This window comes from Agrobacterium rosae (assembly GCF_002915175.1).
Classification (GTDB): domain Bacteria; phylum Pseudomonadota; class Alphaproteobacteria; order Rhizobiales; family Rhizobiaceae; genus Agrobacterium; species Agrobacterium rosae.
Genome location: NZ_NXEJ01000007.1, coordinates 73,167 through 87,582 on the forward strand (window position 1 = coordinate 73,167; position 14,416 = coordinate 87,582).

Genomic DNA, 14,416 nt, shown 5'->3' on the forward strand with positions numbered 1-14,416 from the left:
GGCTGTCATTTTTCCGACGTAAAAATCGAAGAAATTTCATTTCCACGCTGGACAATCAGAATGTTCCTCTTTATACGCCCAGTCACACCGCCAGACGGCGGGCGGCGGGTGATTAGCTCAGTTGGTAGAGCAGCTGACTCTTAATCAGCGGGTCGTAGGTTCGAGCCCTACATCACCCACCATTCTTTCTCATAATCAGTATGTTGTGACGCTTTGATCAGACAACGATCAAAGCGTGAAACTGTTTTGGTTGTGCGACAAGTCATATGCTTACCCCCTGAAGTTACACCTGCTTTTTTCTAAACACATGATGTGTACGCGGTCGCTTGAGCGAGCCTGCGATCTACAAGGTTGCCCCGACCCTGAGAACCAGAGATCGATATGTTTACTCACGGGTAAAACTAAAAGTTGACACATGCGATAGTGACCTCTATTAAGGGTTTATCGATCTTTTGCTTGCTGAACTTTGGTTACCGCGCGATTGGCACCGCGCCAGAACGAACTTTCATTTCAAAACTATCGCTATCATCGTCGTGAAGCTTATCGCTTCGCGATCCCACACTTATGCTTTGAAAGGGTTCATTATGACCACAGGCACAGTAAAATGGTTTAATTCCACTAAGGGCTTCGGCTTCATTCAGCCTGACAACGGCGGCGAAGATGCATTCGTGCACATTTCTGCTGTCGAGCGCGCTGGAATGCGCGAAATCGTGGAAGGTCAGAAGATCGGCTACGACCTCGAGCGCGACAACAAGTCCGGCAAGATGTCGGCCTGCAACCTCCAGGCTGCCTAATTTGAACAGCTTCTACTTTGACCACGGATGTACTGGCATTGTTGGAAGCTAGTTTTTGAAAAGGCCGGACATTTGTCCGGCCTTTTTCATTTTAAGCATCTCGAAGTCGCTTTTGGCCATTTTCGCTCCCGCATACGGAGAGAATGGCGAAAAGGGAACGAGAGCTGATCGCTTCGAGCAAGCCGACCGTGAAAACGCGTGAGAGAGCCTGATCATGACGAAGGACCACAGCTTCAATCATTCCAAATGGTCGTCCGAGGAACTCCGCGGGGCCTTGGCGGCAGCTGGGGTGGGGCTTTGGTCCTGGCAGGTAGACACCGACGAACTTTTAATGGACGGCCATGGCTACGAGCTTTGGAGCGTTAGCAAAGGTGAGCCGCTTACCTTCGAGCGCCTGTCGGAGAAAATTCACCCTGCCGACCGGGATCGGGTGAGGGAGGCCTTCACCGCGACGAGAGCCGTTGTCGGTCCCTATGAAATCGACTTCCGTATTCTGGTTGGCGCGGATGTTCGCTGGATATCAGCACGCGGACAGGGAAATGATGAGGGGATCAAAGATCGTAAGATGTCGGGCATCTTTCTCGATGTCACTTTACGAAAAAATGCCGAGGAAAGCCACGAGCTCTTGGCCGGCGAGATGAGCCACCGCGTCAAAAACCTTCTGGCGATTGCCTCGGGACTGACCAAGATCACCTCACGTTCATCGAGCTCTCTGGAGGAGATGACCGAGCAGCTGACCAGTCGACTGGCGGCGCTTGGACGTGCGCATGACCTTGTCAGACCTCTGCCGCATGGAAACGGCAATGCAGCGCTTCTTGGAGACATTTTCACCGTGCTCCTGGCTCCTTATGACCATGGTGGAGCATTTGCGGGACGGATCAGGGTTGCCGTACCGCGCCTTGGCGTTGGAGAAAACGCGGCCACAGGCCTGGCGCTGGTCATCCACGAGCTGGCAACGAACGCGATGAAATACGGATCTTTGTCCGTACCCGAAGGCGTGCTCGACGTCTCAGGTACAATCAAAGGAGATACTATCGAAATCCGGTGGACAGAGCGCGGCGGACCAGAGGTGGAAAAACCCACTGGTGACGGCGGATATGGCAGCAAGCTGCTTCACAGAACATTGGCAGGCAATCTGGGCGGAACCCTAGAGCACGACTGGTCCAAGGAAGGTCTCTTGGTTACCTTGCGTATCAGCGGCGCTCGGTTGTCGTCGTAGGGTCGCTGGTCGTCAGAGTTTTGAAGCGCTTGACGATATGGTCAAGATCATAGGGCTTCGAGAGGAATTCGGCTGAAGGCGGTAGATCTATGTCATCCGATCTGACCCGGCCTGAAGCAACGATGATCCCTGCATCTGGAAAACGGGTTGCTACCTCGTGAGCGAGATCGACACCTGAGTTCGTGCCGGGCATTTGAATATCGGTAAATAGAAAATGGATTGCCTGTTCCTCGATGATATCGAGCGCTTCATCGGCTGTTCCGGCTTCGATAACGGTGAAACCCGCATCCTCCAATGCGTCTATGACTGTCATTCGGATTAACGCTTCGTCGTCCACCACAAGCACTTTGCGCATCACACTCTCCCGGAATTCATGATCAACACCTGAGAGTATCAAACGTTCCGCGCGAAAACAGCTTACCTCGGTGCAAGGCTTGGTTTTGACGGGTCGACCGTTGCTGAAACGTCGAGGCGACAGGCAATTCTGGTGCATATGGAACAAACACCGTCGCGCCTTGTTGTCTCTACGCAAGACGTTACTTGATGATTGAAAACGTCACCCCCCAAAAAATTAGGAATTCCATGACCGATTATATCGCCGATGAGCCGATCGTGTCTGAAATCTCAACGCTGCGCCTCGCGCTGCCTGAGTGGATCGTCCACACTGTCGAACTTGTGGAACTCTCTGAAAACGCAGAGCGTGCCGCCAAGTTGGTCAACCCGGAAACGTCGACGACGTCTCGCAAGCTCATTGTCGAAATCGCTGAATGGCAGCAAAAACTTGTCGATTGGCAAAAGCTTCAGCTAAGTCCCCGGCTAACGGCGGAACTGCGCATCCTGAAAGCAACGCTCGACGCTTCGATGGATGAGGCAAATGCAGCGGCCGGAAAGCTCGGCCTGTTCGATTGAGCGATTTGCTCATTTCACAGCGTTGGCCCCGTGATGTCGCGGTAGGGCAAATCCGAGAGCACGCATCTCTTTATTAGAAACACCCGTTGCAGGGAAAAGGAAAACACCGTTAAAAGCTCAAGGGTGGCTTTTTCGTATGGAGTTCTGAATGCATGCTGGTTCTAATCGGCCGTCCTATTTGCCAGATACAGGCGAGACGGCCGATCTCATCCGTCGATTCGATTGGTCTGCGACTGCGCTGGGACCGATCGAGCATTGGAGTCCCACGGTCAGGACGACGGTGGCGATGATGCTGCGGTCTCCAGTTGCGATAGCGACACTGTGGGGCGAAGACGGTGTGATGATCTACAACGACGCCTATAGGGTGGTTGCGGGTAAGCGCCATCCGGCATTGTTGGGAGCCAAGCTCCGTGAAGGTTGGCCTGAGGCGTTCGAGTTCAACGACAACGTGATGAACACGGCTATGGCCGGTGTAACGCTGTCCTATAAAGATCAGGAATTCACGCTTTTTAGAAATGGCGTGCCAGAAGATATGTGGCTGGACCTCGACTATTCACCCGTGGTTGACGACGAAGGCGTGACAGTTGGCGTATTTGCCATTGTTAGAGATACATCCGAACGCGTGAAGGCCGCAAAGCAGCTTCAGGAACTGAACGAAGACCTCGAGCGTCAAGTCCTGGAACGGGTTATCGAGCAGGGCACGAGCTGGAACATTAATCCCGACATGCTCGCTGTCGTCAGCTTGGACGGCCGTTTCCTGGCTACCAATCCTGCCTGGGGCAAGACGCTTGGATACAGTGCGCACGAGATGCGCGGCTTTCTCTATACCGACCTGTTGCATCCTGACGACATTCCCGATGCCAAGGCGGCTCTCGATACGCTTGTCGGTGGCGAGGCGGTGGTCGAGGTCGAAAACCGTTACCGGACGAAAGACGGTGGACATCGTTGGTTTTCGTGGGTTTGTGTCCCTGATAACGGCAAGATCTACTGCATCATTCGTGACATCACCGATGAGAAAACGGCGCTTGCCGAGCGCGATCAACTGTGGCGTCTTTCGCAGGACATGTTGGCTCGCGCTAATTATGCTGGAGAAATGTCGGCGGTCAATCCTGCTTGGACCGCCGTTCTGGGCTGGACTGAACACGAGCTTCTGACCAACCCCTATGCCGACATCATTCATCCAGACGATGTGCCGCGCACGACGGCGGCACTCTCGAAAATGGCAGTAACGGGTCAGCCGACGAGGTTCGAGAACCGTATATTGACCAAAACCGGGGTCTGGACACCCATCGACTGGACCGTGTCACCTGAAGCAGACAACGTAAACTTCATCGCCGTCGGTCGGGATCTTTCCGAATACAAGGCTCGCGAAGCAGAGCTTGCTGATGCACAGGAGCAGTTGCGGCAGGCGCAAAAGATCGAGGCAATCGGCCAACTGACTGGTGGACTGGCCCATGATTTCAACAACATACTGGCGGGTATCAGCGGAAGTCTGGAGATGATGTCGACGCGTCTGTCTCAAGGACGCGTAGGCGAGCTGGATCGATACCTCGTTGGAGCAAGCGGCGCCACCAAGCGTGCCGCTGCGCTGACACAGAGACTTCTCGCATTCTCGCGCCGTCAGACGCTTGATCCCAAACCCACCAATCTGAACAGCCTCGTTCATGGCATGCTTGAACTTGTCCATCGCAGTATCGGGCCGAGCATAGAAGTCGAGACCGACGCTGCGGATGGGCTTTGGACAACCTTCGTTGATGCCGGGCAGCTTGAAAATGCCTTGCTCAACCTGTGCATCAATGCCCGCGATGCCATGCCGGAAGGCGGCAAGATCATCATCGAGACCGAGAACCTGTGGCTGGACGAACGCCTGGCCAAAGAGCGAGGCCTCAAGGCTGGCCCGTATGTGTCGCTGTGCGTAAGGGACACTGGCACGGGTATGTCTCACGAGGTGATGTCTCGAGCATTCGACCCGTTCTACACGACGAAGCCCATAGGGCAGGGAACGGGGCTTGGACTGTCGATGGTGCATGGATTTGCCGGGCAATCCGATGGTGCGGTTCATATAGACTCCGAGATCGGCAGGGGAACCACGATCGCTATCTACCTGCCGCGTCACGGCACCGACCTTCCTGTCGAGGACAGCCACGGCACTCCGCAGTCGCTATCAGCGCAATCGAGCGGACGCGAAACGATCCTGGTCGTTGATGATGAACCACTGGTACGGATGATCGCGGCTGAACAGCTTCAAGAGCTTGGTTATACGGTTCTGGAAGCTGACGATGGTCGATCCGCCTTGGAAATTCTCAACTCCGATCGTGTGATCGATCTGCTCGTGACCGACGTAGGCTTGCCCAACGGGATCAATGGCCGTCAACTGGCTGAAGCCGCCCGCGTCTCACGGCCAGAGCTGGCGGTGCTTTTTATCACGGGTTATGCCGAGAGCGCCGTTCTCAATCACGGTGATCTCGATCATGGCATGCATGTTCTGACGAAACCTTTCCAAATGGATGTGTTCTCTGAGAAGATAAAGCATCTGGTCGGTGCTCGCTCCTAAAGGTTGGCCTCTTTGCCGTGACCGACGTCACCTAGACGGGACTGCTTACGCAAATCAGATTTTGTGTTGGAAGGAATGCCACATGTGCATCTTTACACAGTTCTTGGGACATCGAGATTGCGCCTTGGAACCTGGAATCGGTGATGACTGAATTCTGGTTGGCTCTGGCAGTCTTCGCGTGCCTCTTGGCAGCATCGCTTGGTGCCATGGTAATTTCTCCACGCCTGTCTGCCCATCACAAGGATGATGAAACCAACGCGGTGATCCGCCTGGTCGCCAATATCTTCGTCGTCATGACATCGCTGGTTTTCGGCCTGATGATCAACTCATCGAAGAATACGTTCGAAACGGTGAACGCAAATTCACATTCCTACGCCACCAATCTGATTTTGCTCGATCACTCGCTCCGGAGCTACGGCATTGGTGCAAGAGAGGCCCGGCAGTCGCTGACGGATTATATCCAGCAGGCAATCGAACATCCGACACGGGCCGACGATAGTTTGAAAGGTGTCTCGGACCCCGCAGGAGCAGCCTTGGATCGCCTGTCCGATGTCCTCATGACTATTCAACCGGTAGAGCAGTATCATCAGGACCTAGCATCAGATATCCGGCGGCAGTTTCAGCGTATCGTAGAGCAGCGCTGGACGATCATCGAGCAATCCGAGGGTGTCATCCCAATGCCGCTGGTTGGCATATTGGTAGCGTGGTTGGTTCTCATCTTCGGAAGCTTTGGTTACCGGGCACCCAGAAACGCCATCGTCGTCACAAGTTTTGTCATCGCCGCAGGGCTGCTTGCGTCCGCCTTTTATCTCGTACTGGACATGGACATTCCGTTCCGGGGATTTATTCAGGTTTCCGACGAACCGCTGAGGCGGGCCTTGGCCGAGGTGCGATCATGACGATGGCGTACATATCGACGACTGGGTGATGTCAGCGCGTGTCAACCTCTTCGTCTACGGCTATATACTCATCGAATGATTCCTGATTCCGATCGTTAGCCGCATGGAAACGTCCCTCTATCTGCCCGTAAAAGCTTTTCTGGAGACCGCAGGATATTCGGTCAAAGGAGAGGTCAGCGGATGCGACCTTGTTGGCATCAACGGTGATGAACCGCCAGTCGTCGTGATCTGCGAGCTGAAAATGACCTTCAATCTGGAGGTCATTCTTCAGGCTGTCGACAGGGCTGCAATAGCGGACGAGGTGTGGATCGCTGCGAAAATATCGGCCAAGGGCAGGGGACGCGAAGCGGATAAACGCTATCGAGATTTATGCCGTCGGCTTGGCATAGGCATGCTCGGCATATCCGACCGTGGCGGCGTTAGCATCATCGTCGCCTCGATATCACCCATGCCGCGGACCAACCCGAAGCGACGCTCAAGACTTGTGCGCGAACACCAGAAAAGACGCGGTGATCCCGCGCTTGGCGGCAGTACACGCAAGCCTGTGATGACGGCCTATCGTCAGCAGGCGTTGGGCTGCGCCGCAGTTCTGGTCGCGGGACCGTTACGCGTCCGTGATGTCAGGGCATCTGTTCCTGAAGCCGGAAAGATACTGTTGTCGAACGTCTATGGGTGGTTCGAGCGGTTGGAAAAAGGCGTCTATGGCTTGACGGATGCCGGTCGAGATGCGCTCATCCGGTGGCCTCAGACGGAGATTTTATGACGCGGTACGATGCGAACCGCCGCACACCGTAATATCTCCTTATATGGACGTTTTTCGTCGCGTCCCCAAAGTCGTCTCATTCTACGCCATAACTAGGCGGATGAGAGCTGTCACCAACATATTGATTCTGGTCGCAGGTGTTGCGGGCAGTGGTCTTGTCGCTGCTTTTACGGTGACCATCATGGCGGAAGCCGGGCCATTGCGCTCCTGCCTGGAAGAAAGTTGCGGTTACGCCGCGCTGTTCATGGCCTTTCCGCTGGCATGGTTTATCCTGTTTTCTCTGTTCGTTATGGCAATGCTGATCTGGCGGCGAAAACCGCGTCGGGACTGCTGGAAGTAGTGTAAAATGAAATGCTTTCCCGGTCAGGTTTTGAAGTTCGACCAGATTCGTGTTAGGAATGGGGTTTTCCACTGTTTCACCGCGTCGGCTGAACTTGACACTACCATTCATATAGCCGACCTTGCATCCCGCTGGGGGATTCGATTCAACGCTTGCCGTTTCACGACGGTTGGCTTTTCGAGTGTGTGAAGTACGCTTGTCCTGACCTTAACTCAGGAGCATGCGATAGAATGGAGTGCTTAATGCGCGCTTTGATCAATTCTCCGTCGCTTTCGGTCGACACCATGGATTATCAGGTCGAATGCCAATTTGCTTTGGAGCCATCGATCAACGGCCTTCTTGAAAAGGCTGAAGGTGCTGGATGGGACCGCCAACATGCCGTACTGGCAATTGTTGCGCTGGTAAGCGGCCAAGTGTCGGAAGCGACCTTTACCGATGATCGTTTGCTGTCCTGACGGCGAAGGCGGTCACTCTTCGGCTAAGTGTCGATACGAGCTCCACGCCGACAAAACGCCGTCCTTAAATTGGTTTCAATAGATATTTTATCCTGAAAACACAAAACCCGCCGATCACTCGGCGGGTTTGTTTTTGCAGTATAGCGATTGATCCGATGACGGATCACGCTGCCTGTTTTGGCAGGCTATTCATATCGATAACGAAGCGGTAGCGCACATCGCTCTTGATCATGCGCTCATAGGCTTCGTTGATCTGATCGATATTGATCATCTCGATATCAGCAGTGATGCCATTTTCGGCGCAGAAATCCAGCATCTCCTGAGTTTCAGCAATGCCGCCGATCATGGAACCGGCAAAGGTCTTGCGGCCTGGAATGAGGCTGAAGGCGTGAACGGACAACGGCTTCTCAGGCGCGCCGACCTGTACAAGTGCACCATCGCGCTTCAGAAGCGCGAGATAGGCGTCGATATCGTGGTCTGCGGCAACCGCATCGATAATGAGGTCGAGGCTGGCAGCGCCCTTCTTCATCTGTTCCGGGTCCTTGGAAACGATAACTTCATGCGCGCCAAGTCTCTTTGCATCATCTGCCTTGCCGGGAGATGTCGTGATCATGACCACCGTGGCCCCCATCGCGCTGGCAATCTTGACCGCCATATGGCCGAGGCCACCAAGGCCTACGACGCCAACACGTGTGCCAGGACCGGCATTCCAGTGGCGCAGTGGCGAATAGGTGGTGATACCAGCGCAGAGCAGTGGTGCCGCCGCTGCGGCATCAAGACCTTCGGGGATGTTCAGCACATAGCGGTCGTCTACGACCACATGCGATGAATAACCGCCAAGCGTATGGGCGTCGCCGCCCATGGCCTTGTCCGGCGAGTTGTAGGTGCCGGTCATGCCGTTTTCGCAATATTGTTCGAGGCCTTCGGCACAGCTTGCGCAATCGCGGCAGCTATCCACGATGCAGCCCACACCGACGCGGTCGCCGGTCTTGAACTTCGTAACGTCGGAGCCGATACGGCCAACGCGACCGACAATCTCGTGACCCGGTACGCATGGGTAAAGCGAACCGGCCCATTCGCCGCGGGCTGTGTGGATATCCGAGTGGCAGACGCCACAGAATTCGATTTCTATTTCCACATCGCGCGGGCCTGGATCACGCCGCTTGATGGAGGCGAGTTTCAACGGCGAGGAACCATCATCGCAGGCATAGGCTGAAGTTGTGAACATGTGATGTCACCATCTTTCTGGTTTTAGGATTTCGAGTAAACCAAGGGATATGCATCCGGTTTACGGCGTCTGGGAAACGCCTGTCGATGCAGAAGGTTGCCGGAGGCTCTAGCCCTTGGCCACTTCATTTTCCGTCGGGCCGAATACCTCTTCGAAGGCCTCGCGCAACAGAACATCAACATCTTCGATCATAACCGGCAATCCGAGATCCACAAGACTTGTTACGCCATATTGTGTGATGCCGCACGGCACGATGCCGGTGAAATGCGTTAGATCCGGATCGACATTGATCGATAAGCCGTGAAAGCTAACCCACTTGCGAAGACGAATGCCGAGGGCTGCGATCTTGTCCTCGCTGACGGTGCCGTCAGGCAGCAGCGGTCTCTCCGGTCGCCGCACCCAGACGCCGACGCGATCTTCCCGCCGCTCGCCACGCACATTCATTTTGTCGAGCGTGCTGATGATGACATTCTCCAGTGACGCCACATAGGCTCTCACATCCTGGCTGCGTCGTTTGAGATCGAGCATTACGTAGACAACACGCTGGCCGGGACCGTGATACGTATACTCACCGCCACGACCCGTCGAGAAGACGGGAAAACGGTCGGGCTCGATCAGATCGGCAACGTCCGCACTGGTGCCAGCGGTATAAAGCGAAGGATGCTCCAGAAGCCAGACAAGCTCATTGGCCTCACCGGCAGAAATCGCGGCAACTTCGCGCTCCATCTCGGCAACCGCTTGCTCATAGGGCACGAGTTCGTCCGAGATTCGCCAGCGCACCGGAGGAGAACTGGGAAGAGCAAGCATTTTTGTCTGCAGATCGGTGCGTGTGAGCATGAGTTTAGTCCTTTCCACAGCCTTCTCGCAGAATGATTTCTGGGCCGCAAGCCCGGCATTTGCGGGCTTCTTGCATATAGGAGCGATGTGTCTGATTTTTAATTTCAAAAATCTGTCATGACGCTCTTGTGCACCCAAAGTGCTTTTGGTACATGCACCTTCGTCGGCGCAAGTCGGCTCTACCACGATGCGGTCGTGGCGGAATTGGTAGACGCGCAGCGTTGAGGTCGCTGTGGGGCAACCCGTGGAAGTTCGAGTCTTCTCGACCGCACCAAAGAAACCCGCTTCGGCGGGTTTTTTCTTTTTTACCAGCATATTCGATGCTTTTGTTAAAGTGAAAACGCAAGCGTTGTTGGCCGGCTGAAGCCTTTAACGCTGGCGACTTCTTGCAGCAGCGGTGCGGCGTTTGCTGACCTGTTTCTTCGCCGGACGAGCTTTGGTAGTGCGGGTGGTTTTCTTGCCAAGCGCGGCTTCGAGAATGCCGCCTAAAATACCTCCTGCAACTGATGTACCCGCTTTTGTCCGACGCTTGGTGCGCCGCGTTTGCCGCACACCGGTCTTCTTGAGGATTTCGGACATTGCGCCCTTCACGACGCCACTGATCAACTGGTCAACGATTTTCGACAACTGCGCCTCTCATGCCTATAAAATGTCATCATTTATAATATAGGTGCGTGGCCCAACTTCAAGCGATCCTTTTAGTGGTTGCCCGTTTTAGGATTGCTTCATCATGGCGAAGGTTTCGTCGCGACTCGTTTTTTATTTTCCCGGTTTTGATCCCTTGGATGCGGCTGCGCATCAGCGCCGTTATGAGCGCAGTGCCGCGCAATCCGGAAAGACATTCGGTATCGATTATACGGTGGGCGGCGTCAGCCAGACGAATGCGGGGAGCCGCATGGATGTGGAAGGCAAGCATGATGGCCATACGACTCAATCCACCATTTTCATCCATGACCATAATACGCTGATTTCGCAGTTGCGGGCCGCTTCCGTCTGGAAGCAGATCGGCCTGGGTTTCAAAGCGGGTGCGGGAATCATTAGCGAGGGAGGAGCCTTTGCTTACTTTCGACATGCATGGCGTTTCGGCTTGTTTTTTCTGTTCCCGTTTCTGCTGATTGCATTTGGGATTGCCGTCGCGGCGTTGATTGCGGCGCTGCCTCTGATGGTCGGTGTCTCGGCACTATTCTGTCTTCTCACTTTTCCGCTTGGATATCTCTTCTTTACGAAGGGCGTGATGCCGTTTTCGGAGCGTTTTCACACGCTGCATCTTTTCGCTGACTGGCGTTTTGCGCTGGCCGTCGGCCGCGATGAGCGCATGGCGCGCGACTGGATCGAGGATAAGGCGCGGGCCGTGCTGGTGGCGCTGGAGCAGGGGTCAGACGAGGTTCTGTTCGTGTCGCACAGCATGGGCGCAAGTCTGGCGCTGGCTGTTGCTGGCAAGGTGCTGGAGCTGAAGGCCGATGCATTCGATGGTCGAAGTGTGTCGTTCGTTACGCTGGGTGGCGCTGCCCTTCAATGCGCGCTGCTATCAAGCGCGTCGCGGCTGCGCCAGAGCATTGGCGTGATGGCGCGACATGGGGATGTGAACTGGTTCGACATCCAGTGCCTGACCGACCCTATCCATCTCTACAAATGCCACACCGCAAAGCTGACGGGACATGGCGATGCCAGTCAGCCGAAGATCGTACCGATCCGGTTCAAGCATTCGCTTTCAGATGAGCGCTACCAGAAAAACCGGAGCAACTTCCTGCGCATGCACAGGCAATATGTGCTGGGTTCAGACCGCAAATCCGGTTTTGATTTCACGCTGCTGACAGCGGGGCCGTTGCCTGCCGCATCCTTCGCCGATCTGCGCTCCGAGAAGCCGCCGGAAATGTAAAAAGGCCCGCGCGAGGGTTTCGCGCAGGCCTTTGATCTTGAATGCGGGCGTTTGATTATTCCGGCGCTGACGTCTGAAGCGCAAGGGCATGCAGGACGCCGCCCATATTGCCCTTCAGGGCATCATAGACCATCTGGTGCTGCTGTACGCGGCTTTTGCCCTTGAAGGCTTCTGCCACGACTTCTGCCGCATAGTGATCGCCGTCGCCGGCGAGATCACGAATGGTTACTTTTGCTCCGGGAATTCCGGCCTTAATCATGTCCTCAATGTCGCCGGGCTTCATGGGCATGGTGTGTCTCCTCGATTATTCTGCAGCGGCGAGAAACTCGCCATCCATGAACTGAGGGAACCATGATTCATGGGCCGAGCGCAATTCATTAATCTCGAGGCCACGAGCCGTACCCAGCTTTACGGATGAGCCGCCGGTCTTGCCGATGGCGACCAGCGAAACGCCTTCCGCTGCTGCACGTGCATTGACGGTTTCAAGGTTCGCCTGGCTGACCGTCAGGACATAACGGCCCTGATCTTCGCCATAGAATGTCAGCACCGGATTGTGGCCTTCGACCGCATCCACTGTCGCGCCAATGTCGGATGCCATCGCCATTTCGGCCACGGCAAGTGCCAAGCCGCCTGACGAGCAATCGTGGACCGCACTAGTCAGACCATCGGTGATGATGGCGCGGACGAAATCGCCGGTCTTCTTTTCATGGGCCAGATCCACATGCGGGGCAGGGCCATCGGTGCGGCCGTGGACATCGCGCATGTAGACCGACTGGGCGATGTGGGAGCCGAGACCATCAGGTGCACCTGCGAGAAGAATGACCTCATCGCTAGCTGCAAAGCGAATACGGGTCATCTTGCCCCAATCGGCCATCAAGCCAACGCCGCCGATGGTTGGCGTGGGCAGGATCGCCTGACCGTTGGTCTCGTTGTAGAGCGAGACGTTGCCGGAAACGATCGGGAATTCCAGAGCAAGGCAGGCTTCGCCGATGCCCTTGATGGCATGAACGAGCTGGCTCATGATTTCAGGCTTTTCGGGGTTGCCGAAATTGAGGTTGTCGGTCGCGGCCAGCGGCAGAGCGCCTGTGGCCGTGATGTTGCGCCAGCATTCGGCCACGGCCTGCTTGCCGCCTTCGAAAGCGTCGGCTTCGACGTAACGTGGTGTCACGTCGGACGAGAAGGCAAGCGCCTTCTTGTCGTGGCCTTCGACACGGACGACACCGGCGTCACCGCCGGGAAGCTGCAAGGAGTTGCCCTGGATCAGCGTGTCATACTGCTCGTAAACCCAGCGGCGCGAGGAGTTGTTGGCGGAACCGACCAGCTTCAGCAGAGCATCGGCAATATCGGCGTCCGGCACGTCGCTTTCGGCCAAAGGTGCAGACACCTTGGCAGGCGTCCACGGACGGTCATATTCCGGGGCTTCGTCGCCCAGTTCCTTGATCGGCAGGTTGGCGACTTCTTCGCCATTGTGCAGAACGCGGAAGCGCAGGTCATCTGTCGTCTTGCCGACGATGGCGAAATCCAGACCCCATTTGACGAAGATCGCCTTGGCGACCTCTTCCTTGGAAGGCTCCAGAACCATGAGCATGCGCTCCTGGCTTTCCGACAGCATCATTTCGTAAGCGGTCATGCGCTCTTCGCGAACCGGAACCTGATCCAGGTTCAGTTCGATGCCGAGATCGCCCTTGGCTCCCATTTCGACGGCAGAGCAGGTGAGGCCGGCGGCACCCATATCCTGAATGGCGATGACCGCACCCGTCTTCATCAGTTCAAGGCAGGCTTCCAGCAGGCACTTTTCGGTAAAGGGGTCGCCGACCTGAACGGTGGGGCGCTTTTCCTCAATGGATTCGTCAAATTCGGCTGAGGCCATGGTGGCACCACCAACGCCATCACGACCCGTCTTTGCGCCGAGATAGACGACCGGCAGGCCAACGCCCTTGGCTTCCGACAGGAAGATGGCGTCGGATTTTGCAAGACCGGCTGCAAATGCGTTGACGAGGATATTGCCGTTATAGCGAGCGTCGAACTCGACTTCGCCGCCAACCGTGGGAACGCCGAAGGAATTGCCGTAACCGCCGACACCGGCCACGACGCCGGCCACGAGGTGGCGAGTCTTCGGATGATCAGGCGCGCCGAAACGAAGGGCATTCATGGCGGCGATAGGACGTGCGCCCATGGTGAAAACGTCACGTAAGATTCCGCCGACGCCGGTGGCAGCACCCTGATAGGGCTCGATGTAGGATGGGTGGTTGTGGCTTTCCATTTTGAAGACGACGACATCGCCATCATCAATATCGACCACGCCTGCGTTTTCGCCAGGGCCCTGAATGACGCGCGGGCCTGTCGTCGGCAGGGTCTTCAGCCACTTCTTGGAAGACTTGTAGGAGCAATGCTCGTTCCACATGGCAGAGAAAATGCCAAGCTCGGTAAAGCTCGGTTCGCGTCCGATAAGGTCGAGGATGCGCTGGTATTCATCGGGCTTGAGCCCATGGGATGCAATGAGTTCCGGGGTGATCTGGATATGATTTGGAAGTGTCAT

The 14,416-nt window shown here is 55.7% G+C and carries 15 protein-coding genes and 2 tRNA genes; 10 read left to right on the plus strand and 7 right to left on the minus strand.

Going from position 1 to position 14,416, the window contains the following annotated elements:
* Positions 1-106: 106 nt before the first annotated feature.
* The 3 genes from CPJ18_RS14740 to CPJ18_RS14750 all read left to right on the plus strand — a co-directional run bounded on the left by CPJ18_RS14740 (position 107) and on the right by CPJ18_RS14750 (position 2,013).
* Positions 107-182 (plus strand) — tRNA-Lys (locus tag CPJ18_RS14740).
* Positions 183-584: 402 nt separating this feature from the next.
* Positions 585-794: a cold-shock protein gene (locus CPJ18_RS14745; RefSeq protein ID WP_077107564.1), complete on the plus strand. Its 210-nt coding sequence runs from the start codon at positions 585-587 to the stop codon at positions 792-794.
* 214 nt (positions 795-1,008) lie between these two features.
* Positions 1,009-2,013 carry a sensor histidine kinase gene (locus CPJ18_RS14750; protein WP_103659189.1) on the plus strand — a complete coding sequence of 335 codons (1,005 nt, stop codon included), beginning with the start codon at positions 1,009-1,011 and terminating at the stop codon, positions 2,011-2,013.
* On the opposite strand, the gene CPJ18_RS14755 is transcribed toward CPJ18_RS14750, so the two are convergent.
* Complete coding sequence (locus CPJ18_RS14755) at positions 1,988-2,368, minus strand: response regulator (RefSeq protein ID WP_103583924.1); 381 nt, start codon at positions 2,366-2,368, stop codon at positions 1,988-1,990. The two genes, CPJ18_RS14750 and CPJ18_RS14755, sit on opposite strands and share 26 nt — an antisense overlap.
* A gap of 227 nt (positions 2,369-2,595) precedes the next feature.
* Here CPJ18_RS14755 and CPJ18_RS14760 point away from each other — a divergent pair, with 227 nt between their 5' ends.
* The 4 genes from CPJ18_RS14760 to CPJ18_RS14775 all read left to right on the plus strand — a co-directional run bounded on the left by CPJ18_RS14760 (position 2,596) and on the right by CPJ18_RS14775 (position 7,138).
* Complete coding sequence (locus tag CPJ18_RS14760; protein ID WP_103583925.1) at positions 2,596-2,922, plus strand: hypothetical protein; 327 nt, start codon at positions 2,596-2,598, stop codon at positions 2,920-2,922.
* A gap of 148 nt (positions 2,923-3,070) precedes the next feature.
* Positions 3,071-5,476 (plus strand): hybrid sensor histidine kinase/response regulator, encoded by a 2,406-nt coding sequence (locus CPJ18_RS14765; protein ID WP_103659190.1) that lies wholly within the window; start codon positions 3,071-3,073, stop codon positions 5,474-5,476.
* A gap of 143 nt (positions 5,477-5,619) precedes the next feature.
* The gene (locus CPJ18_RS14770) at positions 5,620-6,375 is read left to right on the plus strand and encodes a bestrophin-like domain (protein WP_153366974.1); all 756 of its coding nucleotides are present in this window, start codon (positions 5,620-5,622) and stop codon (positions 6,373-6,375) included.
* Positions 6,376-6,478: 103 nt separating this feature from the next.
* Positions 6,479-7,138, plus strand: coding sequence for a DUF2161 domain-containing phosphodiesterase (locus CPJ18_RS14775; protein WP_103659192.1), 660 nt, complete (start codon positions 6,479-6,481; stop codon positions 7,136-7,138).
* Positions 7,139-7,214: 76 nt separating this feature from the next.
* Here the strand turns inward: CPJ18_RS14775 and CPJ18_RS26835 are convergent, their stop codons facing one another.
* Complete coding sequence (locus tag CPJ18_RS26835; RefSeq protein WP_167397910.1) at positions 7,215-7,589, minus strand: hypothetical protein; 375 nt, start codon at positions 7,587-7,589, stop codon at positions 7,215-7,217.
* A gap of 131 nt (positions 7,590-7,720) precedes the next feature.
* Between CPJ18_RS26835 and CPJ18_RS14785 the strand changes: the two genes are divergently transcribed.
* Positions 7,721-7,933, plus strand: a complete 213-nt coding sequence (locus CPJ18_RS14785; RefSeq protein ID WP_077107553.1) for a hypothetical protein — start codon at positions 7,721-7,723, stop codon at positions 7,931-7,933.
* A 163-nt stretch (positions 7,934-8,096) separates the two neighbouring features.
* On the opposite strand, the gene CPJ18_RS14790 is transcribed toward CPJ18_RS14785, so the two are convergent.
* Together CPJ18_RS14790 and lipB are read right to left on the minus strand one after the other, a co-directional pair.
* Positions 8,097-9,161, minus strand: a complete 1,065-nt coding sequence (locus CPJ18_RS14790) for an NAD(P)-dependent alcohol dehydrogenase (RefSeq protein WP_103659193.1) — start codon at positions 9,159-9,161, stop codon at positions 8,097-8,099.
* A gap of 108 nt (positions 9,162-9,269) precedes the next feature.
* The gene (gene lipB / locus CPJ18_RS14795; RefSeq protein WP_103659194.1) at positions 9,270-9,998 is read right to left on the minus strand and encodes a lipoyl(octanoyl) transferase LipB; all 729 of its coding nucleotides are present in this window, start codon (positions 9,996-9,998) and stop codon (positions 9,270-9,272) included.
* Positions 9,999-10,187: 189 nt separating this feature from the next.
* Between lipB and CPJ18_RS14800 the strand changes: the two genes are divergently transcribed.
* Positions 10,188-10,272: transfer RNA gene (locus CPJ18_RS14800), tRNA-Leu, on the plus strand.
* A gap of 95 nt (positions 10,273-10,367) precedes the next feature.
* Here CPJ18_RS14800 and CPJ18_RS14805 read toward each other — a convergent pair.
* On the minus strand, positions 10,368-10,625 hold the full coding sequence (locus CPJ18_RS14805; protein ID WP_077120794.1) for a hypothetical protein: 258 nt from the start codon (positions 10,623-10,625) through the stop codon (positions 10,368-10,370).
* 103 nt (positions 10,626-10,728) lie between these two features.
* Here CPJ18_RS14805 and CPJ18_RS14810 point away from each other — a divergent pair, with 103 nt between their 5' ends.
* The gene (locus tag CPJ18_RS14810) at positions 10,729-11,877 is read left to right on the plus strand and encodes a hypothetical protein (protein ID WP_103659195.1); all 1,149 of its coding nucleotides are present in this window, start codon (positions 10,729-10,731) and stop codon (positions 11,875-11,877) included.
* A 55-nt stretch (positions 11,878-11,932) separates the two neighbouring features.
* On the opposite strand, the gene CPJ18_RS14815 is transcribed toward CPJ18_RS14810, so the two are convergent.
* Positions 11,933-12,166 (minus strand): BolA family protein, encoded by a 234-nt coding sequence (locus CPJ18_RS14815; RefSeq protein WP_062449602.1) that lies wholly within the window; start codon positions 12,164-12,166, stop codon positions 11,933-11,935.
* A gap of 15 nt (positions 12,167-12,181) precedes the next feature.
* Positions 12,182-14,416: a phosphoribosylformylglycinamidine synthase subunit PurL gene (gene purL / locus CPJ18_RS14820; protein WP_103659196.1), complete on the minus strand. Its 2,235-nt coding sequence runs from the start codon at positions 14,414-14,416 to the stop codon at positions 12,182-12,184.